This is a genomic window from Pseudomonas sp. NPDC077186 (assembly GCF_044543505.1).
Taxonomy (GTDB): Bacteria; Pseudomonadota; Gammaproteobacteria; order Pseudomonadales; family Pseudomonadaceae; genus Aquipseudomonas.
Genome location: NZ_JBITWE010000013.1, coordinates 12,350 through 34,824, shown reverse-complemented (window position 1 = coordinate 34,824; position 22,475 = coordinate 12,350). Strand labels below are relative to the sequence as shown.

Sequence of the window (22,475 nt, the reverse complement as noted above, 5' to 3'; positions counted from 1 at the left end):
CTGGGTGGTGAGGGTATCGACACGGTATGGACCTCGCTGGCGAGCTACACGCTGGGGGCTAACGTCGAGAACCTGTATTACGGCCCGAGCAGCGGTAATTTCACGGGCACCGGTAATGCGTTGGACAACTGGATACAGGGTGGGGCCGGCAATGATGTGCTGACCGGGGGGGGAGGTAACGACACCCTGATGGGCGGTCTCGGCAACGACATCTTCGTATTCGGGCCGAGCTTCGGCAACGACCGGATCATGGACTTCGATGCCAATCTCGCCGGTGGCCAGGATCTGCTGAATATCGCCGCGCTGGGGATTACGGCAGCGACCTTCGCCGCTCGGGTGAGTATCGCCGATGCCGGCGCCGACACCCTGGTGACGGTCAACGGTGCGGACGGCGGCAGCATCCGCCTGGTCGGCGTCGCCGATCACACCACGGTCACCTCGGCGGACTTCCAGCTGGGTTGAGCTAGGGGCGAGTCCAGGGTGTCTGGCCTCGGCCAGGCACCCTGGGCGACAAGGGTTTAAACCTTGAGGGGAGCATATTCGATGAGCGACAAGATCAAGGTAGGCATAGTCGACGACCACCCGCTGCTGCGTCAGGGGGTGGCCGCGACCCTGAATCGGGTGGAGGATTTCGAAGTGGTGGAGCAGGGCGGCTGTGCCGACGAGGCGCGGGAGATTTCCGCGCGCTGTCAGCCGGACGTGCTGCTGATGGACGTCAACATGCCCGGCGATACCTTCGCCGCGGTGCGCGCCATCAGCAAGGCGCAGCCCAGGGTCAAGGTGCTGATGCTGACGGTGTCGGAGTCCGAGGACGACGCCTATGCGGCGCTGGAGGGCGGCGCTCAGGGCTATGTGCTCAAGGGCGTCAGCGGGCCGGAGCTGATCCAGGCGATCCGCACCGTGGCCAAGGGCGAGACCTTTATCACCCCGGCGCTGGCGGCGCGCCTGCTGAGCAACTTCCGCAAGCATCGCAGCGAACAGCACGGTCCTGATCTGACCCACCGCGAAGAACAGATCATCCGCGAGGTCGCCAGCGGCCTGACCAATCGCGAGGTGGCGGCCAAGCTCGGCTTGAGCGAGAAGACGGTGAAGTACTACATGACCAACGTGATGCAGAAGCTGCATGCGCGCAATCGGGTCGAGGCGGTGGCGGCGGTGCGTCGTTACTGGGAAAGCCGCAAGACCTGGCATGTGGGCATTAGTACGCCCTGATCCATTGACTGCTACTGGCGGCTATCGCCGCCGCGCAAATCGAATCTGGCCTTGACCCGGGTGCCTTGCCCGGGGGCCGATTCGAGTTCGAAGGTCCCACCCAGCGATTCCACCCGATAGCGCATACCCGCCAGCCCCAGGCGCGAGCGGTGCGACCCCGTCGCGGCCTGACGCGCCTGATCGATGCCCGCGCCGGCGTCCGCCACCTGCACCTCCAGCACGCCCTGCCGGCACCCCGCGCGCACCGACTGACCCTGGCCACCGGCATGGTGGAAGGCGTTGTTCAGCGCCTCCTGCACCAGACGATAGACGCAGATCTTGTAGGGCAGGCTCAGCGTCGCCGGCAGTTCGCCGAGCTCGAGCTGCACCTTGGTTTCGCTGCGCTGTTCATGGCGTTGCACCACCAGCTTGAGCAGCTCGTCCAGGCTCAGCTCGTTGATCTCCGGCAATGCCAGACCGCGGGAGATGCCGCGTATCTCGCGCAGGCTCTCCTGGGCGGCGCTGCGGATGGTCTCCAGTGCGTCGTTTTCCCCGGTCTGGCAAAGCTCGGCGAGCTCGTCCAGACGCAGCAGGATCAGGGTCAGGAGCTGCGCCGGGCCGTCGTGCAGGTCGGCGCCCAGGCGCCTGTGGGTCAGCTCGTTGATGGTGGCGAACTCTTGGCTGGCGGTGCTGACCCGGCGTTGCAGCGCGGCGTTCTGCTGGTGCAAGGCCTCCTGCTCGCGCATCTGCTGGCGCAGGATCGCCTGCTGGCGCTCGATGATGCGGTCGCCGCGGCGGACGATGAGAAACAGCAGCCCGAGCATGGCCAGGGTGGCCGCGGCGATGATCGCCCAGACCTGCTGGTGGATGCTGCCGATCTCGTGCTCCAGCTCGTAGAACTCGCCGATGGCGATGATCCGCCCGCTGCCGAACTCGCGCAGAGGCACATAGGTTTCGTACAGCGGCCGGTTGAAGCTGCGCTCGTAGGCGTGCTCGTCGTGTTCCAGCGGGCTCAGGCGGGTTACCACCTTGCCCTGCATGGCCGCGGCGATGGGGTCGGCCGGATAGTAGTAGAAGGTCGCGTGTTTGCTGGTGCTGTAGACGTTGCTGCCGTCGGGCAGCCAGATCTTCACCGAGACGATATGGCTGTTGAGCGAGGTGTCTTTCATCAGGTTGTCGATGGCCTGCACGCTCTCGGGTTTCAGGCTGCGCGCGCTGGCCAGTTCCTGCACGTACTCGTCGAGGTAGGCCTCCATGTAGATAGCCGCGCCTTCGCCCGCGCTCTGCGCTGCGGCGCGCTTGATCTGCTGGCTGACCAGACTGCCGACGAAGACCATGCTCACGCCGAGGATCAGCGCCGCGGCGAGGACGAACTGCAGCGAGCGGTTCGATTGCCCCAGGCGGCGCCACCAGGACGAGGCGGATTCGACCAAAGTCCCATCGACGGCCTCGACCAAGGTCTTCGAATTTGATTCGACCTTTGCATCTATGGACATCGTCGTCGCTCCCCGATGCTTGCAACCAAGTGCTGAAAAGATCTCCCGGTGGTTCCCGTACTACCGAGGTCTATCAACAAGCTAGTTCAGGATTCGCCTCGCAGGGTCGCCGCGACGTCGTTACCGACTCCCGTCAAGTCGGTCGAGCCGCGCAGACCGAGGTGCGAGGGCCGTTACAGCCGTAGCTTGATGGGGCTCAGGGAAGTGGGCCTCGGGCATTGCAAGCGTGGCGTCGGCGGCGGGATGCGGTGCAGGAGAGGGCACCGCGACCGTCGCACCGCGTCACCCGCGCCGGAGCGCAAGAATATGGACAGCAGTCCACGCCGCACTGAAGCGGCGACCTCATGCGGTACCGCCGGTCTGTGGCATTGCCACGGGCCGCCCTAGCCACGTCCTGCGGCCCCGCAGCCGCCCGGATCGAGTAAGCGCCAGTCGCGGCTCGATCCCCTTGCACCGATCCAGACACTTCTGCCTGCGCTTAGCCACGCCGTTGCAATGTTGCCGTATGCATGTGGTTTTTCTGACGCCTTCGTCAGTCGCACTCACATCGAGGGAGCACAACAAAATGGCTGTCAAGACAACCCAATCCGATCTGGAATTCATCCTCCAGCAAATCAAGATCGCCGAAGCCCACGCCGGTGGCGCCTCGCTCTACGACCTGGTCGGCAACCCGCTGCTGCCCTATGGTCTGCGCACGGTCGACGGCACCTACAACAACCTGGTGCCTGGCCAGCAGCACTACGGCTCGGCCGACCAGACCATGCCGCGCCTGCTGGAGCCGGAGTTCCGCGACGCGGAAAACGGCATCGACGGCAACGGCGCGCCCCCCGGCTTCCCCGGTTCGGGCACCCAGACCAGCTATGAACAAACCAGCGGCTATGTGGTGGATTCGCAGCCGCGGGTGATCAGCAACCTGATCGTCGATCAGAGCCTGAACAACCCGGCGGCGGTGATGGCCGCGCTGGAGTACGCCGGCTCCAGCGACGTCTTTGGCGATGCACAGTTGGTGGCCAACGCCCTGGCCACGCTGAAAACCGCCGAGGCGGCGGCGCTGGGCAATAGCGCGCTGGTCGAGGCCAGCGCCGCGCTGCTGGCCACCTCTACCGCTGCGGCCCAGGCTGCAGCGGTAGAGGCGGCGGAGGCGCAGGCGCAGGCCGATGCCGATGCCCTGGCGCACAGCGCGGCGCAGGCACTGGTGACTACAGCGCAGGCCGCGGAAGGAACTGCCTGGGCGGCATTGATTTTCGCCCTGAACAACGGCGGTGATGTTGTCGGCACTTTGGCTGCCTACAACACGGCAGCGGCTGCGACTGTCACCGCTCAGGAGCAGGCCGCGGCGGCTGGTGAAATCGCTGCGGCTTCGGCTGCCGCCGCAGGAACCGCCCAAGCCGATGCCCAGGCTGCTGCTACACAGTTGACCCTCGATACGGCCGCCCACGAACTGGTGCTGGCCGAGGTTGCCGAAACCAGCGCCGAGGTCGCGGTTGCCCAGGCCGCGCTGGATGGGCTGTTGGACGATCTGGGCATCGTCATGGACAACGGCAGCGTGCTGGTGCCCAACGTCTCGCCGGACGAAGGCCTGAGCGCGCCTTTCAACGCCTGGATGAGCCTGTTCGGCCAGTTCTTCGACCATGGCCTGGATCTGGTCAACAAGGGCGGCAGCGGCACCGTGTATATCCCGCTGCAGCCGGACGATCCGCTGTATGTCGAGGGCTCGCACAGCAACTTCATGATCCTTACCCGCGCAACCAACCAGGTTGACGAGCAAGGCAATATCATCCGCGAGCACGTCAATCAGACCACCCCCTTCGTCGACCAGAACCAGACCTACACCTCGCACGCCTCGCACCAGGTGTTCCTGCGCGAGTACGCCATGACCGACGAGGGCCCGGTAGCCACCGGGCATATGCTCGACGGAGCCAACGGGGGGCTGGCCACCTGGGCCGATATCAAGGCGCAGGCGCGCGAGATGCTCGGCATCGACCTGACCGATGCCGATGTCGGCAACGTGCCGCTGCTGGCCACCGACCCCTATGGTCAGTTCATCCGTGGCGAGAACGGTTTTCCCAAGCTGGTGATGGCCGACCCGCCGCCCTATGAGGTCGAAGGCAACCCCGACAGCCCGATCTCCACCGCTGGTGCCGCCCGTACCGGCCATGCCTTTCTCGACGATATTGCCCACAGCGCCAACCCGTTCAACTCCAATGGTTCCATGAAGGTGGCCGATGGCGATGACGAAGTCGGCCTGGGTGGCCCGCCTGTTGCGAATCCGGATTTCAACCCCGGTTTGCCGGTAGGCCCTGGCAATCTGCCGACACTGGCGCAATACGACAACGAACTGCTCGACGCCCACTACATTACCGGCGACGGTCGCGGCAACGAGAACATCGGCCTGACCGCGGTGCACCACGTGTTCCACTCCGAGCACAATCGCCTGGTCGAGGCCAACAAGCAGACCATTCTCGCCAGCGGCGATCTGGCCTTTATCAACGAATGGTTGCTGGTACCGGTGAATGAGGTGCCGGGTAGCGCCGATGGGCTGATCTGGAACGGCGAGCGGCTATTTCAGGCCACGCGCTTCGTCAACGAGATGCAGTACCAGCATCTGGTGTTCGAGGAGTTCGTGCGCAAGATCCAGCCGTTCACCGACATCTTCATGGTGCAGCCGGATATCGAGATCGACGCGGCCATCGTCGCCGAGTTCGCCCATGTGGTGTACCGCTTCGGCCACTCCATGCTCAACGAAACGGTGGATCGGCTGAGCTTCGACATGCAGTCCAGCGACATCGGCCTGATCGAGGCCTTCCTCAATCCGGTCGAGTTCGCCAGCGCCGATGCCGATGTCATGGCCGGCTCGATCATTCGCGGTATGACCCGGCAAACCGGTAACGAGATCGACGAGTTCGTCACCGGCGCCTTGCGCAACAACCTGGTGGGGCTGCCGCTGGACCTGGCGGCGATCAATATCGCCCGCGGCCGCGACACCGGCGTGCCGTCGCTCAACAGCGCGCGCGAGCAGTTCTTCGCCGCCACCGGCGACAGCAACCTCAAGCCCTACGTCAGCTGGACCGACTTCGCGCTGAACATCAAGAACCCGGCATCGATCATCAACTTCATCGCCGCTTACGGCCAGCACGACAGCATTCTCGCGGCCGATACCGCCGAAGACAAGCGCGCCGCCGCCACCCTGCTGGTGATGGGCGGTAGCGGCAGCCCGAGCGATCGCACCGACTTCCTCAACAGCAGCGGCACCTGGGCCGGGCTGGAGTCCGGCCTGAACCTGGTGGACTTCTGGATCGGCGGTTTGGCCGAGCGCAAGATGCCGTTCGGTGGCATGCTCGGTTCCACCTTCAACTTCGTCTTCGAAATACAGATGGAGAAGCTGCAGGACGGCGACCGCTTCTACTATCTGTCGCGCACCCAGGGGCTCGACCTGTTGGGGGCGCTGGAGGCCAACTCCTTCGCCTCGCTGGTGATGGCCAACACCGACCTCGGCCGGCCGGATTCCTCGCACCTGCCAGGAGATCTGTTCGCCTCGGTGGACCATATTCTCGAGCTGAACCAGGCGTTGCAGATCGGTGACGACCCGGTATGGGACAACCCCATCATGCAGGCGCTGACGCCCATGGTGGAGCGTGGTGCGGGCTACCTGCGCTACAACGGTGAAGAGCACGTGGTGCTGGGTGGCAGCGAAGGCAACGACACCCTGATCGGCGGCATCGGCGACGACACCCTGTGGGGCGACGGCGGCAACGACCGCCTGGAGGGTGGCTACGGCAACGACATCATCCAGGGCGGCGACGGCGACGACATCATCACCGACATCGGCGGCGACGACATCATCAAGGCCGGCGACGGCAACGACGTGATCCATGGCGGCAACGGCCTCGACTTGATCTTCGCCGGCGACGGCCATGACTTCGTCATCGGCGGCACCGACGGCAAGGAGATTCTGGGCGGCACCGGCAACGATTTCATCCACGGTGGCGACGGTATCGACGCGCTGTTCGGCGGCTCCGGCGATGACTGGGTGGAAGGCGGTGGACGTTTCGACTATATCGCCGGCGACAACGGCGACATTTTCTTCGAGAGCCCGATCCTCGGCCACGACGTGCTCAATGGCGGCCAGGGCGACACCGACTACGACGCCGACTCCGGCGACGACATCATGTTTGCCGGCGCCGGTATCCAGAAGAACATCGGCATGTGGGGCTTCGACTGGGTGATCCACAAGGACAGCACGGTGTCGGCCTACTCGGATCTCAACCAGCTGGTGTTCGACACCGAGCCGCTGAAGGTGCTGCGCGACCGCTTCAGCGACGTCGAGGCGCTGTCAGGCTGGGATCGGGACGATGTGCTGCGCGGCGACGACCGCGGCAACGACCCGGATGCCGGCGAGGAGGAACAGCTCAACGCCAACAACGCCCTCAGCCACGCCGGGGTGGATCGCATCGAGGGCCTGCGCGAGCTGCTCGGCGGAGTGATTGGCGAGCGACCGGAAGTGCTTGAGCCGGGGTTTGTGGAGGACATCCTCGCGAGCGTGGAGCAGGCATTCGATAGTTTCTTGGGTGTAGGGGAAAGTGGCTCGCTGAGCGATCTTCAGCAGTGGTTCAACTTCCTGTTGAACCCACAGCCATCCGCCCTGGAAAACCTGGTCGAGGCATTGCGGGAGGAGGTGGACGCTTGGCTCGGCGGGAATACCGGGTTGGGTGACTCCGGAGGGCTGATTGCCGGTTTGACCAGTCTGATAGCTACGCGCATCACCGATGTCACGAGCGCCGATCTGGAAGCTATCGCCAGCGGCCTGAGCGAGGCGCTGGACGGCCTGTTCGCTGCGGACTTGGAGGCAGCTATTGCTTTTAACGCCGGCAACATCCTGCTCGGCGGTGCTGGCAACGACGTGATAGAGGGGCGCGGGGGCGACGACTTCATCGACGGCGCCGCCTGGCTCAACGTGCGCATCAGCATTCGAGACGACGCCGGCAACGAGATCGGCACGGCCGATGGCATGACCAAGGCGATCACCGGCAAGAGCGGGGTGCTGGCCGGCACAGCGGACAGCCTGACCCTGGATCAGGCGATGTTCAGTCGCCTGCTCAATCCCGGACAGCTGCATATCGTTCGTGAAATCATCGACAGGCAGAAGGGCGAGAACGAAATCGACACTGCAGTGTATTTCGGGCAGGCAGATGAATACGACCTAGTCGACAACCTCGACGGTACCTGGACCATCAGCCACACTCGCTTCGTCGGTGGCGGCGGCACCGTGACCACCTTCGACCCACTCGATCCGGACGGCCTCAATACTACGCGCAAGATTGTCTCCGATGGCACCGATACCCTGCGCAATATCGACCGCGTGCAGTTCGCCGACCAAGAGGTTTGGTTGGTGCCCAGGCCGGCCGAGGGCACGGTGTCGATCAGCAATATGGCGCCGACCGAGGACCAGGTGCTGCTGGCGGCCGCCACCGTCAGCGATCCCAATGGCACCGAGTTCGCCGTGCTCAGCTACGCCTGGCAGGCGCTGGTGGCGGGCGAGTGGGTGCAGGTCGGCACGGGACAGAGTTTCACCCCGGGTGATGCCGAGGTCGGGCTGCCGCTGCGCGTGGTGGTCAGCTTCAACGACGACTGGGGCAATCCGGAGAGCCTGATGTCCGCGGTCACCGCGCCGGTGCTCAACGTCAACGAGGCGCCCACCGGGCTGCCGCAGCTCAGCAACGCCTCGCCCAGCGTCGGCCAGGTGCTGATCGCCTCCACCGCGCAGATCGCCGATGCCGACGGCTTGGTCGGCGTGACCTTCGCCTACCAGTGGCAGGTCGGCAGTGGCGATAGCTTCAGCAATATCGCCGGCGCCACCGCGCAGTCCTTCACCCTGACGGCGGCTCAGGCCGGGCAGCAGGTGCGGGTGCAGGTCAGCTACACCGACAACCGCGGCACCCTCGAGTCGCTGACCTCGGCGGCCACGGCGGTGATCGCCAGCGCGGTGATCATGGGCACCAATGCGGCCAATACGCTCAACGGCACCGCGTTGGATGACCATATTGTTGGGCTGGGAGGGGACGATGTACTGAACGGACTCGGTGGAGATGACATTCTTGATGGTGGGGACGGTAACGATGTCCTCAATGGCGGTGCCGGCAACGATGAGTTGATTGGCGGTGCAGGCAACGATACGTTGAGGGGCGGTTTGGGCAACGACATCATGCGTGGTGGAACTGGTAACGACACCTATGAAGTCACCGAGGCGGGCGATCAGGTGATCGAGTTGGGTGGTGAGGGTATCGACAGCGTATGGACCTCGCTGGCGAGCTACACGCTGGGGGCTAACGTCGAGAACCTGTATTACGGCCCGAGCAGCGGCAACTTCGCCGGCACTGGCAACGCGCTCGACAATACCATCCAGGGTGGTGCTGGGAATGATGTGCTCCAAGGCGGTGCAGGTAATGACACCTTGAACGGTGGCGCTGGCAACGACACGTTGAGGGGCGGTTCGGGCAACGACATCATGCGTGGTGGAACCGGTAACGACACCTATGAAGTCACCGAGGCGGGCGATCAGGTGATCGAGCAGGGCGGCGAGGGTATCGACAGCGTGTGGACCTCGCTGGCGAGTTACACGCTGGGGGCTAACGTCGAGAACCTGTATTACGGCCCGAGCAGCGGTAATTTCACGGGCACCGGTAATGCGTTGGACAACTGGATACAGGGTGGGGCCGGCAATGATGTGCTGACCGGGGGGGGAGGTAACGACACCCTGGTGGGTGGTGCTGGCAACGATGTGCTGAGGGGCGGTTCGGGCAACGACATCATGCGTGGTGGAACGGGTAACGATGCCTATGAAGTCATGGATGCTGGTGATCAGGTGATCGAGCTGGATGGTGAGGGTATCGACAGCGTGTGGACCTCGCTGGCGAGTTACACGCTGGGGGCTAACGTCGAGAACCTGTATTACGGCCCGAGCAGCGGTAATTTCACGGGCACCGGTAATGCCTTGGACAACTGGATCCAGGGGGGGGCCGGCAACGACGTGCTGACCGGCGGTGCCGGCAACGACACGCTGGTGGGCGGTCTCGGCGACGACATCTTCGTGTTCGGTCCCAACTTCGGCAACGACACCATCCATGGCTTCGATGCCAACCCCGCTGGTGGGCAGGACCTGCTCAATATCGCGGCCTTCAACCTGACCGCGGCGACCTTCGCCAGTCGGGTCAATATCGCCGATGCGGGCGACGATGTGCTGGTGACGGTTAACGGTGCGGATGGCGGCAGCATCCGCCTGGTCGGTGTGACCGACCACAGCACCGTGACCATCGCCGACTTCCAGTTGGCGTGAGGCGGCGTGATCCCTGGCGTTCGGGTCACGCGCGGTAGGCCAGGGTCGGCGCCAGGTTTGCTACGGCACGTCGCCTGCGGGGGCGGCGTTCCGTAGTTTCTTTGCCTCCAGTAGCAGAAACCCCAGCTTGGCTGGGGTTTCTTTTAGCGTTTTCTGTTGATGCCCCGATCTGGCTCTTACTTGGACAGAAACTTCATGCCGTCTTCCAGGCCCTGCAGGGTCAACGGGTACATGCGGTCCTCGATCAGCTCGCGGACGATATTGGTCGAGGCGGTGTAGTTCCAGGTGTCCTTGGGGTAGGGGTTGATCCAGATGAGCTTCTTGTACTTCTCCATGAAGCGCTTCATCCACACGTAACCGGCTTCCTCGTTCCAGTGCTCGACGCTGCCGCCGGCCTGGGTGATCTCGTAGGGCGCCATGGCCGCATCGCCGACGAACACCACCTTGTAGTCGGCGCCGTACTTGTGCAGCAGGTCCTGGGTGGCGGTGCGCTCGCTGGTGCGGCGCATGTTGTTCTTCCACACGCTCTCGTAGATGAAGTTGTGGAAGTAGAAATATTCCAGGTGCTTGAACTCGGTCTTGCAGGCGGAGAACAGCTCCTCGCAGACCTTGACGTGGGCGTCCATCGAACCGCCGATATCCAGCAGCAGCAGGAGTTTCACCGTGTTGCGTCGCTCCGGGCGCATCTGGATATTGAGCAGGCCGCCGTCCTTGGCGGTGTGGTCGATGGTGCCGTCCAGATCCAGTTCCTCGGCGGCGCCTTCGCGGGCGAACTTGCGCAGGCGGCGCAGCGCCACCTTGATATTGCGCGTGCCCAGCTCGACCTGGTCGTCGAGGTTCTTGTACTCGCGCTGGTCCCACACCTTGACCGCCTTGCCCTGGCGCTTGCCGGCGTCGCCGATGCGGATGCCCTCGGGGTTGTAGCCGCCGGAGCCGAACGGGCTGGTGCCGCCGGTGCCGATCCACTTGTTGCCGCCGGCGTGCCTTTCCTTCTGCTCTTCGAGGCGCTTCTTGAATTCCTCGATCAGCTTGTCCAGGCCGCCGAGGGACTGGATCTGCGCGCGTTCCTCGTCGCTCAGCAGGCGCTCGAATTCCTTGCGCAGCCATTCGTCGGGGATCATCGCCTCGATATGCCGGTCGAGGTTCTCCAGGCCCTTGAAGTAGGCGGCGAAGGCGCGGTCGAACTTGTCGAAGTGGCGTTCGTCCTTCACCAGGATGGCGCGCGACAGGTAGTAGAACTCGTCCATGTCGGCGAACACCACGTTGTGTTTCAACGCGTTGATCAGGTCGAGCAGCTCGCGCACCGACACCGGCACCTTGGCCGCGCGCATTTCGTTGAATAGGTTGAGCAGCATTTATCTGTGCCCTCGGGATTGTCCGTAGGGTGGGTTAGCCGCGCAGCGGCGTAACCCACCGTTGATGCCACAGGCATCATGCTTGCCAGCCTGGCGGCTGGTCGGTGGGTTACGCTTCGCTAACCCACCCTACAAAGACGCTGGCCGACGCGCAGCAGCCCGATTTTTACCGAGAAGCGCGGCGCGCCATAAAGGCCAGGCGTTCGAGCAGCATCACGTCCTGCTCGTTCTTCACCAGGGCGCCGGCCAGCGGCGGGATGGCCTTGGTCGGGTCGCGTTCGCGCAGCACCGCTTCGCCGATATTGTCGGCCATCAAGAGCTTGAGCCAGTCCACCAGTTCGCTGGTCGAGGGCTTTTTCTTCAGCCCCGGCACCTTGCGCACGTCGAAGAACACGTCCAGCGCCTCGGCCACCAGCTCGCCGCTGATCTTCGGGTAGTGCACGTCGACGATGCGCTTGAGGGTGTCGCGGTCGGGGAAGGCGATGTAGTGGAAGAAGCAGCGGCGCAGGAAGGCGTCCGGCAGCTCCTTCTCGTTGTTCGAGGTGATGATGATGATCGGGCGCTGCTTGGCCTTGATCGTCTCGTTGGTCTCGTAAACGTAGAATTCCATCTTGTCGAGTTCCTGCAACAGGTCGTTGGGGAACTCGATATCGGCCTTGTCGATCTCGTCGATCAAGAGGATCACCCGCTCGTCGGCCTCGAAGGCCTCCCACAGCTTGCCCTTCTTGATGTAGTTGCGCACGTCGTGGACCTTGTCGGAATCCAGCTGCGAGTCGCGCAGGCGGCTGACCGCATCGTACTCGTACAGACCTTGATGAGCTTTAGTCGTGGACTTGATGTGCCAGGTGATCAACTTGGCGCCGAAGGCCTCGGCCAGCTGTTCGGCGAGCATGGTCTTGCCGGTGCCCGGCTCGCCCTTGACCAGCAGCGGGCGCTGCAGGGTGATGGCGGCGTTGACCGCGAGCTTGAGGTCGTCGGTGGCGACGTAGGACTGGGTGCCTTCGAACTTCATCGGAAAATCCTCGAACGGTAGCGCGCGGGGCCGGCCCGCTGCAGAGATTCAGACGGCGACTATAACGCGCAGGCCCGGCGGCTGTGAACGTGGACGCAGTATTCAGTCACTGAATGGCGAGTCACCCGGCTTTCGGTCTGCTGGCTGGACGGCGCCGGGCGGCGGGCATAGGCTTGAGGCTTTTCCCGTCATGCCAAGGACTTCCGATATGAGCCGCATCTTTGCAGACAACGCCCAGGCCATCGGCAACACGCCGCTGGTGATGATCAACCGCCTGGGGCCGAAAGGGGTGACCATCCTGGCCAAGATCGAGGGGCGCAACCCGGCCTACTCGGTCAAGTGCCGCATCGGCGCCAGCATGATCTGGGACGCCGAGGAGCGCGGCGTGCTCAAACCGGGGATGACCATCGTTGAGCCGACTTCGGGTAACACCGGCATCGGCCTGGCCTTCGTCGCCGCCGCGCGCGGCTACAAGCTGCTGCTGACCATGCCGGCGTCGATGAGCCTGGAGCGGCGCAAGGTGCTCAAGGCCCTCGGCGCCGAGCTGGTGCTGACCGAGCCGGCCAAGGGCATGAAGGGCGCCATCGAGAAGGCGGCCGAGATCGCCGCTGCCGATCCGGCCACCTATTACCTGCCGCAGCAGTTCGACAACCCGGCCAACCCGGCGATCCACGAGAAGACCACCGGCCCGGAAATCTGGCGCGATACCGATGGCGCCATCGACGTGTTGGTGGCCGGCGTCGGCACTGGCGGCACCATCACCGGGGTGTCGCGCTATATCAAGCAGACCCAGGGCAAGCCGATCCTCTCGGTGGCGGTGGAGCCGGTTGGCTCGCCGGTGATCAGCCAGACCCTGGCCGGCGCCGAGGTCAAGCCGGCGCCGCACAAGATCCAGGGCATTGGCGCTGGCTTCGTGCCGAAGAACCTCGACCTGGCCATGGTCGATCAGGTCGAACAGGTGGCCGACGACGAGGCCAAGAGCATGGCCCTGCGCCTGATGCGCGAGGAGGGCATCCTCTGCGGCATCTCCTGCGGTGCGGCGATGGTCGCCGCGGTGCGCCTGGCGGAGAAGCCGGAGATGCAGGGCAAGACCCTGGTGGTGATCCTGCCGGATTCGGGTGAACGCTACCTGTCGTCGATGCTGTTTGACGGGCTGTTTACCGAGCAGGAACTGCAGCAGTAAGAGGCTGCATGCCTCAGTGATCAAGCCGCCCTCGGGCGGCTTTTTCGTAGGGTGCGCCGTGCGCACCGCAAATCAGGTTCTGGCCGCGCTCGGCCGCACCACCAGCCATAGCGCCACGCCGATCAGCGCGCAGCCCGGCAGGTAGTCCCAGGAAAGCGGCTCGCCCAGCAGCAGGGCGCCCCACAACACGCCGAACGGCGGGATGAGGAAGGTGGTGGTGCTGGCCTTGATCGGTCCGATATCGGCCAGCAGACGGAAATACAGCACGTAGGCAAACGCCGTGCAGAGCAGACCGAGGCCAGCCAGCGACAGCCACACCTCGAGCCCGCCCCAGCTGGCCGGCGCCTGCAGGGCCAGGCTGCCGGCGAACAATGGGGTGATGAACAGGCTGGCGCCGACCAGGCTGGCGAAGGCGGTCAGGCGGTTGTCCAGGCCGCCCTGCTGGCCGATCCAGCGGCGGGTGAGGAAGCCGGCGAAGCCGTAGCAGGTGGTGGCCACCAGGCAGGCGGCGGCGCCCAGCAGCAGTTCCAGATCGAAGGCCACTGGCCCCGTACGGGTCAGCACCGCCACGCCGAGCAGGCCGAGGAACACCCCGGCGGCCTTGCTCGCGGTGATGCCCTCGTGGAAGAACAGCGCGCCGATCAGCACGCCCATCAAAGGCGTCGTCGCATTGAAGATCGCCGAGTAGCCGGCCGGTAGGATCAGCGCGGCCAGGCAGTACATGGCAGACGGCAGGCCGGCGTTGATCACCCCGAGCAGCAGGCAGGCCTTGAGCTTGCCGCGAAAGTCCCAGCCCACCCGCATCAGCAGCAAAAAGGCGAGCAGGCCGAGGGCGCCGAAGCTGGCGCGGAAGAAGGCGGTGGGCATGCTGCCCAGCACCGGCGCGGCGACGCGCATAAACAGGAAGCTGGCGCCCCAGATGGCGGCGAGCAGCAGCAGGCGGAGCAGGTCGGCGGTACGCAAGGCGGGGTATCCGGCAGGTGGGGAGCGAGAGTGTTGCCGGTGGCCTGCGTTCTGGCAATCCGCATCGCGCTTTCGAACAACTGTCGCGGCTAAAGCCCCTCCCACGGGAGCTCACCGTCGAGGGGGCGTAGCCGCGATTTCGCGGAGCAGCAGGCCGTGGGAGGGGCTTTAGCCGCGATCTTCATTAGCGGCTTTCCCCGGCATCGGCCTATGGCTAAGCTCGCTTCACTCATTTCCTTGCGAGGCACTTCCATGGCGCAGCAATGGCCGGCCGGCGAGATCGCCCGGCTGATCCTCGACGGCTTCGACGACTACCGCGAGCACTTTCGCCAGCTCACCGACGGCGCCCGCGCGCGCTTCGAGCTGGCGCAGTGGCAGGAGGCGCAGCGGGCCTCGGCGGCGCGCATCAACCTATACGAGGACAAAGTCGGCGAGACCCGCGACCGCCTGCAGCAGGTCTTCGACGAGTCGCTGCTCGAGGTCGGCCAGTGGCCGCTGGTGAAAAGCGCCTATATCGCCCTGATCGACCTGCGTTTCGACGACGAACTGGCGGAAACCTGGTTCAACTCGATCTTCTGCAGCCTGTTCAGCCACGACCTGATCAGCGACGGCTGCATGTTCGTCCACACCACCCGGCCGTCGCTGCGCGGCCACCCCGGCGCGGCGCAGACGCGCAGCTACCGCCCGGCCGGCGAGCTGGCGGACATGCTGCGGGCGATCTTCGAGGATCACCGTTTCGACGTGGCCTACGAGGACCTGCCGCGCGATCTGCAGCGGCTGGAGCAGCAGTTGCGCGCCAGTCTGCCGGATTGGGTGTGCAAGGACCCGGAGCTGTGCATCGAGCTGTTTTCCTCGGTGCTCTACCGCAACAAGGGCGCCTACCTGGTCGGGCGCATCTACACCCGCGACGAGCAGTGGCCGCTGGCAATCCCGCTGCTGCACCGCGAGGGCCACGGCATCCAGGTCGACGCGCTGATCACCGACGAGGCCGAGGTGTCGATCATCTTCTCCTTCACCCGCAGCTACTTCATGGTGGAGGTGGCGGTACCGGCGGAGTTCGTCGGCTTCCTCAAGCGCATCCTGCCCGGCAAGCACATTGCCGAGCTGTACACCTCGATCGGCTTCTACAAGCACGGCAAGTCGGAGTTCTACCGCGCGCTGATCGGCCACCTGGCGACCAGCGACGACCGCTTCGTCATGGCCCCCGGCGTGCGCGGCATGGTGATGAGCGTGTTCACCCTGCCGGGCTTCAATACGGTGTTCAAGATCATCAAGGACCGCTTCTCGCATGCGAAGAACGTCGACCGCAAGACGGTGATCGAGAAGTACCGCCTGGTGAAGAGCGTCGATCGCGTCGGGCGCCTGGCCGATACCCAGGAGTTCGCCGATTTTCGCTTCCCCAAGGCCAAGTTCGAGCCCGAGTGCCTGGCCGAGCTGCTGGAGGTGGCGCCCTCCACCGTGGTGGTGGAGGACGAGACCGTGCTGGTGCGCCACTGCTGGACCGAGCGGCGCATGACCCCGCTCAACCTCTACCTGGAAAACGCCAACGAGGCGCAGGTGCGCGAGGCACTGGAGGACTACGGCCTGGCCATCAAGCAGCTGGCGGCGGCGAATATCTTCCCCGGCGACATGCTGCTGAAGAACTTCGGCGTCACCCGCCACGGTCGCGTGGTGTTCTACGACTACGACGAGATCTGCTTTCTCACCGAGGTGAACTTCCGCCACATCCCGCCGCCGCGCTTTCCCGAGGACGAGATGAGCTCCGAGCCCTGGTATTCGGTGGGACCGATGGATGTGTTTCCCGAGGAGTTCCCGCCTTTTCTGTTCGCCGATATCAAGCAGCGCCAGCTATTTAGCAAGCTGCACGGCAATCTGTACGATGCCGACTACTGGCAGGGGCTGCAGGAGGCCATTCGTCAGGGCAAGGTGATCGACGTGTTTCCCTACCGGCGCAAGAGCCCGGTCGCTTGATCGGGATCAGTTGAATTCGCCGGCGGCGGGGCTAGGCTCAGTACAGGAGCCGTCCGGCTCCGTCTCTCATGAACTTGGCAGGAGGTCGTACCATGCTCGCCAAGCTGCAACATCATCTGCATGCGCTGCTGCTGGCCTTCGGCTGGGGCGCATCCCAGGCCCAGCCCCTGCGTATCGACCCGGCCGAGCAGGAACGTCTGCGCCGCGAGGCGCGCCAGCGGCGCTGAGCTTCCGCATGCGGGCGCGCGCGGCCTAGCAGGCCCCGCGACACCCTAGCTGGCGTGCTGGTCGAACCAAAGGTCGATCAGCTCGCGCATGCGCGTGCCGGAGAAGCTTGGGAAATGCCCGCCGTGCACGACGCGCACCGGCAGTTGGCGCAGGCGCGCCAGGCTGCGCGCGTAATCCTCCAGGTTGGAATGGTAGGCATCCTCGATCAGCGGGCCGTCGTAGAGAATATCGCCGGAAAACAGCGTCTGCGTCGCCGCCTCCCACAGGCTGATACCGCCAGGCGAATGGCCGGGCGTGTGCAGCACCTGCAACACCCGATGGCCCAGATCCAGCACGTCGCCATCCTCGATCAGACGGGTGGCCGGCGCCGCCTTGACCCGATATTCGGCGTAGCACAGCGGGTAATCCGGATGGGCCTCGAACATCTCGTCGCCGACGAAGGCCGCGGCCAGGGTATTGGCACCGGTCGGCGCGGCGAGTATCTCGGCCTCGGCCGGGTGCACCAGGCGCTCGGCGAATTCGTGATGCCCGGCGATATGGTCGAAATGGGTATGGCTGGCCACCGCCAGCAGCGGCTTGTCGGTGAGCCAGGGCAATTGCTCGCGCAGGCTGACCAGGCCCGAGCCGGAGTCGATCAGCGCGTCGCGCTCGCGGCCCTGCACATGCCACATGTTGCAGCGGTAGAAGGGCCGCACATAGGGCTCGTGGATCAGGCAGATGCCGTCGTGGCGGTGCTGTACCTCGAACCAGCGGTCACGGCTGACGATTTTCATGGTCGTTCCTCAAAGCGGTTTCGCATCCTGCCGCAGCCTCGTTGGCGGACTGCGTTCTCCCGTAGGGTGGGTTAGTGGCGCCGAACACCATCTCGCAAACGCAGATGAACGCAGCGCGCCGCGTAACCCACCAGGCGATCGATGGTGTTGTGCCGATGGTGGGTTACGCCGCACCCGACACGGTGAGTACAGGACGAGCACAACAGGCGGCTAATCCACCCTACGGGGCGTCGTTTCCGGCAGGGCGAGCGCAACCCGCCACGGTTGTCATCACGCTACGCCAGCTGCGCCCTGGGCACCAGCACCCAACGGCGCAGCACGGTGTAGCTGGCGGCGGTGAGCAGGAACACCGGCAACGAGGCGCCGTAGGCCAGCGGTTCGACCCAGCCCCAGTAGTAGGCCAGCACCGCGCCCAGGCCGTAGGCGGCGAAGGCCGCCGGGTTGAAGCCGTTCAGGTAGCGATAGCGGCCGCCGTCCTCGCTGAGCAATTCGTCGACCGCGTACTGGCCCTTGTGGATCAGGAAGTAGTCGGCGATCAGCACGGCGAAGGCCGGGATAAACACGCTGCCGATCACCAGCAGGAAACTCTGGAAGTTGTCGAGGATGCCGGGGATCTGCGAGCCGAGGATCGACAGCACGCCGATGCACAGCGCCGGCTTCCAGAAGCGGGTCTTGGGGCTGATGTTGAGGTAGGACAGCGAGGCGCTGTACACGCACATCACGTTGGTGGTCATCACCGAGAGGAACACCACTATGGCCGCCGGCAGGCCGAAGCCGAAGCCGGCCAGCAGCACCGCCGGGTCGTAGGTCTGCTGCATGCCGCCGAGCACCGAGAAGCCGGACACCGTAGCGCCCAGGCCCATGGCCAGCAGGGTGGCGGCGACATAGCCGACCCAGGTGCCGACCGCCGCCACGCCCTGGCTGCGGCAGTTGCGGTTGTAGTCGGCGGCCAGCGGAATCCAGGAGAACGCCGTGGCGATGACGATATCGAAGGCGATGCCGGGGCTGATCTCGTTGCGCGGCTCGGCCGGCATGCTCAGCAGGCTGGAAAATTCGAATTGCCGCCCCATCACGTAGAACACCGCGCCGGCCAGCAGGAGCATGCCGATGGCGGCCCAGCGCTCGACTCGCTCGATGCCCAGGTGGCCGCGCAGGGCGATCAGCAGCACCAGGGTTTCGCAGAGGATGGTGAACAGCGGCAGGTTGGAGTAGCCGGTCATATGCTCGACCGCATAGTTCAGGCTCATGCCGGCCAGCAGCGCCTGGATCCAGCTCCAGGCCAGCAGGGTCAGCAGGTTGACCAGCGACGGCAGCTTGGCGCCGTGTACGCCGTAGCTGCCGCGGGCCAGCACCATGGTGGTCAGCCCCGAGCGCTGGCCCATCAAACCGACCAGCACCAGCGGCAGGATGCCGATGGCCGAACCGATCAGCACGATCAGCATGGCCTGGGTGAACATCAGGTCTGGCACCAGCAGCATGCCGGTGAGGATTGTGGTGACCACCACGTTGGCGCCCAACCACAGGGCGGTGGTGCCGCCGAGGCCGAGGCTGCGATGGCCGGCGTCGGTGGGCGCGAGGCCGTCCTGGCCGAAGTGCTGGCTGAGATTCTTGAACATGGTGTCGACTCCCCGGTGTTTGATTATTGGTATGGGTGGGCGGCAGTCAGTGGTACAGCTGAATCTTGTGGTTATGCCCGTAGCCCGGATGCAGTCCGGGGCAGGGATTTCGCGGCTAAAGCCCCTCCCACAGGGGCACCTCGATTTCCGTGGGAGGGGCTTTGCCCGCGATCAATGTAGTCAGGGATGAAAGGGCGCTTGCTCCAGCACTTCGATGATCAGCGGGCGGTCGCTCGGTGCGCTGCGCAGCAGCTCGGCCAGGTGCGTGTGATCACGCGCGCGTTCGGCGGCGCAGCCGAAGCCGCGGGCGATGGCCAGCAGGTCCGGGGTGTAGATGTCGACGCCAAGCGGCTCGATATCGCGGCGTTGCATATAGCGCTTGATTTCGCCGTAGCCTGAGTTGTTCCACAACAGCACGATGATGCCGACGCCAGCCTCCACGGCGCTGGCCAGCTCGGGCAGGGTGAACTGCAGGCCACCGTCGCCCATCAGGCTGATCACCGGGCGGCCCGGCTCGGCCAGCTTGGCGCCAACGGCCGCCGGCAGGCCGTAGCCCAGGGTGCCGTAGCCGGTGGAGGCGTTGAACCAGCGCCGCGCGCCGTCCAGCTCCACCAGGTGGTTGCCGCTGTACACCGTCTGCGTCGAGTCGCCGACGAAACGGGCCTCGGGCAGCACCTCCAGCACGGTGTCGAACAGTTGGCGGTAGTGCCCCCAGCCGGCGAAATCCTCGGCCAGCTGCGCCTGCACGGCGGCGGTGCGGCGGGCGCCGGGGCTGTCGGCGCGGGGCTCGCAGGGGTTGAGTTCGGCCAGCAGCATGCGCATGGCCAGGCGCGCGTCGCCCTGGATCGCCAGGTGCGGGGTGAAGTTGCGCTGCAACTGCTGGGCGTCGATATCCACGCGGATCAGCTTGCCCGGCAGTTGGAAGTTGCCGTCGAACACCACGTCGTAATCGGTCTCGCCCAGTTCGGTGCCGATGGCCAGCACCACGTCGGCCTCCAGTGCCAGCTGGCGCACCGGTAGCAGCGACTGGTTGCTGCCGAGCAGCAGCGGATGATTCGGCGGTAGCAGGCCCTTGGCGTTGATGGTCAGCGCGGTCGGTGCGTCCAGGCTGGCGGCCAGGGCGCGGGCCTCGGCCTGGGCGGCCACGCAGCCGCCGCCGAGCAGCAGCAGCGGGCGCTGGGCGTTCTTCAGCAGCGCGGCGGCCTCGCGGATCAAGGTGCGGTTGGGGGCCGGGCGCTCGACCCGCGGCCTGGGCGCCAGGCGCATATGGCTGGCGTCGGCGGTGATGATGTCCAGCGGCAGCTCGATATGTACCGGACGTGGACGCTCGCCCTCGAACACGGCGAAGGCGCGGGCCAGCACGCCGGGCAGCTCCTCGACGCTCATCAGGGTATGGCTAAAGGCACTCACGCCCGAAACCATGGCGCGCTGGTTGGGCAGCTCGTGCAGGTAGCCCTTGCCCAGGCCCAGGCGTGCGCGCTCGTTGACGCTGGAGATCACCAGCATGGGAATCGAGTCGGCGTAGGCCTGGCCCATGGCGGTGAGGATATTGGTCATGCCCGGACCGGTGATGATAAAGCACACCCCAGGTTTTCCACTGACGCGGGCGTAGCCGTCGGCCATAAAGCCGGCGCCCTGTTCATGGCGCGGGGTGATATGGCGGATGCCGCTATGCGGCAGGCCGCGATAGAGTTCGACGGTGTGCACGCCGGGAATGCCGAACACGGTGTCGACGCCCCAGGCTTGCAGTTGCTTGACGAGAAATTCGCCGCAGGTGGTCATGTTGAGAATCCTTCAATGGCGCTGATCGCGCTCTGTAGGGTGGACATGGCGCAGCCTTGTCCACCGAGGGTCGACCAGGTGGCGGACAAGCCTGCGGCATGTCCGCCCTACGGGAGCGTTAACCGACTATCCAGTGCGCCATCAGCGCGATGATCGGCAGGGTGATCAGGGTGCGGATGATGAAGATCATGAACAGCTCGAGGATGTTCAGCGGCAGCTTGGCCTTGATGATCAGCACGCCGACTTCGGACATGTAGATCAGCTGGGTCAGCGACACGCAGGCCACCACGAAGCGGGTCAGTTCGCTCTCGATGCCCTTGCCCAGCACCGCCGGCAGGAACATGTCGGCGAAACCCACCAGCATGGCCGGCGCGGCCTTGGCGGCTTCCGGCAGTTGCAGCAGCTCGAGCAGCGGCACTATGGGCGCGGACAGCCAGTTGAAGATCGGGGTGAATTCGGCAATCGCCAGGGACAGCGTGCCGATGGCCATCACCAGCGGCAGCAGGCCGAGCCAGATGTCCACCACGTTGTGCACGCCGACCTTGATCATCTGCGCCGGCGAGGGGTTGGCGTTGGCGCGTTTGACCGCCTGAACCAGGCCCCAGCGCAGCAGCGAGGTGCCGGCCGGTACGTCTTCCTTGATCTGCTTGCCGACGCCGGCGACGTACTCGTCCTTCTTCCACGACAGCGGCGGGATGCGCGGGGTGATGATGGCGGCGGCCAGGCCGGCGACCACCACGGTGAGGTAGAAGGGCACGAACAGGTGGTCGAGCTTCATGAAGCTGGTGATCAGCAGGCTGAAGGCGATCGAGGCGATGGAGAAGTTGGTGGCGATCACCGCCGCTTCCCGCGCGCTGTAGAAGCCCTTCTGGTACTGCTGGGCGGTGATCAGCACGCCGACCGTGCCGGAGCCGAGCCAGCTGGCGATGGCGTCGATGGCCGAGCGCCCGGGCAGGCCGAAGATCTTGCGGAACACATTGCGCACCAGGGTGCCGCAGAACTCCATCAGGCCGTAGTCGGTGAGCAGCGGCAGGATCAGCCCGGCGACCAGGAAGAAGGTGATCAGCACCGGGGCCAGATCCTTGAGCACCACGCCGCCGGTGTTGGCGTTCCAGATCCATTCCGGGCCGAACTGCCAGAAGGTCATGGCCGCGAACAGCGCGCCGAGCACGCGCAGGCCGAGCCATAGCGGGCTGAGGTTGAACATCTCGTTGAGCGCGTGGCGCTCGGTGAGCCACTTGGGCTTGAGCAGGCTGGCGAACAGGCCGACGGCGGCGGAGAACAGCAGCAGGCCGGTGGCGATGGCCGGCAGCCAGTCGCTCAAGCCGGCCTTCAGCGCATCGGCCATCACGCCCAGGCCGATGGTGACCTTTTCCTCGTAGACGATGGGGGTGAGGAACAGCAGCACGCCGAGCAGCGAGGGGATCAGGAAGATCAGCAGCTGGCGCAGGTTGTAGGAGGTGTCGGCCGGTGGCTGGTCGTCCAGCAGCGGCATGGCGTCTTCACGATTCATCTGGGCACCCTAGTTGTTGTTGTATGGATGTGCCGGGCACCTCATGAGGCACCTCGGCG

At 65.1% G+C, this 22,475-nt stretch carries 13 protein-coding genes and 1 pseudogene; 6 read left to right on the top strand and 8 right to left on the bottom strand.

The genetic code is table 11. The features are described from left to right. Both ACIGKL_RS24690 and ACIGKL_RS24685 read left to right on the top strand, forming a co-directional pair. Window positions 1–462 (top strand): annotated as a pseudogene (locus ACIGKL_RS24690) (calcium-binding protein); the annotation flags it as partial. 81 nt (window positions 463–543) lie between these two features. Beyond that, window positions 544–1,212, top strand: coding sequence for a response regulator (locus ACIGKL_RS24685; protein ID WP_397488980.1), 669 nt, complete (start codon window positions 544–546; stop codon window positions 1,210–1,212). 11 nt (window positions 1,213–1,223) lie between these two features. Here ACIGKL_RS24685 and ACIGKL_RS24680 read toward each other — a convergent pair whose 3' ends face one another. Beyond that, window positions 1,224–2,687 (bottom strand): sensor histidine kinase, encoded by a 1,464-nt coding sequence (locus ACIGKL_RS24680; protein ID WP_397488979.1) that lies wholly within the window; start codon window positions 2,685–2,687, stop codon window positions 1,224–1,226. Between the two features lie 565 nt (window positions 2,688–3,252). Here ACIGKL_RS24680 and ACIGKL_RS24675 point away from each other — a divergent pair. Continuing rightward, entirely contained in the window at window positions 3,253–10,020 is a 6,768-nt protein-coding gene (locus ACIGKL_RS24675) for a peroxidase family protein (protein WP_397488978.1), read from the top strand. Between the two features lie 176 nt (window positions 10,021–10,196). Here the strand turns inward: ACIGKL_RS24675 and ACIGKL_RS24670 are convergent, their stop codons facing one another. Next, complete coding sequence (locus tag ACIGKL_RS24670; protein WP_397488977.1) at window positions 10,197–11,375, bottom strand: VWA domain-containing protein; 1,179 nt, start codon at window positions 11,373–11,375, stop codon at window positions 10,197–10,199. Window positions 11,376–11,541: 166 nt separating this feature from the next. Next, window positions 11,542–12,387, bottom strand: coding sequence for an AAA family ATPase (locus ACIGKL_RS24665; protein ID WP_397488976.1), 846 nt, complete (start codon window positions 12,385–12,387; stop codon window positions 11,542–11,544). 208 nt (window positions 12,388–12,595) lie between these two features. Here ACIGKL_RS24665 and cysK point away from each other — a divergent pair, with 208 nt between their 5' ends. Beyond that, entirely contained in the window at window positions 12,596–13,570 is a 975-nt protein-coding gene (gene cysK, locus ACIGKL_RS24660) for a cysteine synthase A (protein WP_397488975.1), read from the top strand. Window positions 13,571–13,642: 72 nt separating this feature from the next. Here the strand turns inward: cysK and ACIGKL_RS24655 are convergent, their stop codons facing one another. Beyond that, window positions 13,643–14,533: a DMT family transporter gene (locus ACIGKL_RS24655; protein ID WP_397488974.1), complete on the bottom strand. Its 891-nt coding sequence runs from the start codon at window positions 14,531–14,533 to the stop codon at window positions 13,643–13,645. 252 nt (window positions 14,534–14,785) lie between these two features. Between ACIGKL_RS24655 and aceK the strand changes: the two genes are divergently transcribed. Beyond that, window positions 14,786–16,504: a bifunctional isocitrate dehydrogenase kinase/phosphatase gene (gene aceK, locus ACIGKL_RS24650; RefSeq protein ID WP_397488973.1), complete on the top strand. Its 1,719-nt coding sequence runs from the start codon at window positions 14,786–14,788 to the stop codon at window positions 16,502–16,504. Between the two features lie 92 nt (window positions 16,505–16,596). Next, window positions 16,597–16,731, top strand: a complete 135-nt coding sequence (locus ACIGKL_RS24645; RefSeq protein ID WP_397488972.1) for a hypothetical protein — start codon at window positions 16,597–16,599, stop codon at window positions 16,729–16,731. Between the two features lie 45 nt (window positions 16,732–16,776). Here the strand turns inward: ACIGKL_RS24645 and ACIGKL_RS24640 are convergent, their stop codons facing one another. From ACIGKL_RS24640 to ACIGKL_RS24625, 4 genes are all read right to left on the bottom strand, one after another. Beyond that, window positions 16,777–17,505, bottom strand: coding sequence for an MBL fold metallo-hydrolase (locus ACIGKL_RS24640; RefSeq protein ID WP_397488971.1), 729 nt, complete (start codon window positions 17,503–17,505; stop codon window positions 16,777–16,779). A 275-nt stretch (window positions 17,506–17,780) separates the two neighbouring features. Next, entirely contained in the window at window positions 17,781–19,121 is a 1,341-nt protein-coding gene (locus ACIGKL_RS24635; protein WP_397488970.1) for a purine-cytosine permease family protein, read from the bottom strand. A gap of 180 nt (window positions 19,122–19,301) precedes the next feature. Continuing rightward, window positions 19,302–20,903, bottom strand: coding sequence for a 5-guanidino-2-oxopentanoate decarboxylase (locus ACIGKL_RS24630; RefSeq protein WP_397488969.1), 1,602 nt, complete (start codon window positions 20,901–20,903; stop codon window positions 19,302–19,304). A 118-nt stretch (window positions 20,904–21,021) separates the two neighbouring features. Continuing rightward, window positions 21,022–22,416 carry a YjiH family protein gene (locus ACIGKL_RS24625; protein WP_397488968.1) on the bottom strand — a complete coding sequence of 465 codons (1,395 nt, stop codon included), beginning with the start codon at window positions 22,414–22,416 and terminating at the stop codon, window positions 21,022–21,024. Window positions 22,417–22,475: the final 59 nt, after the last annotated feature.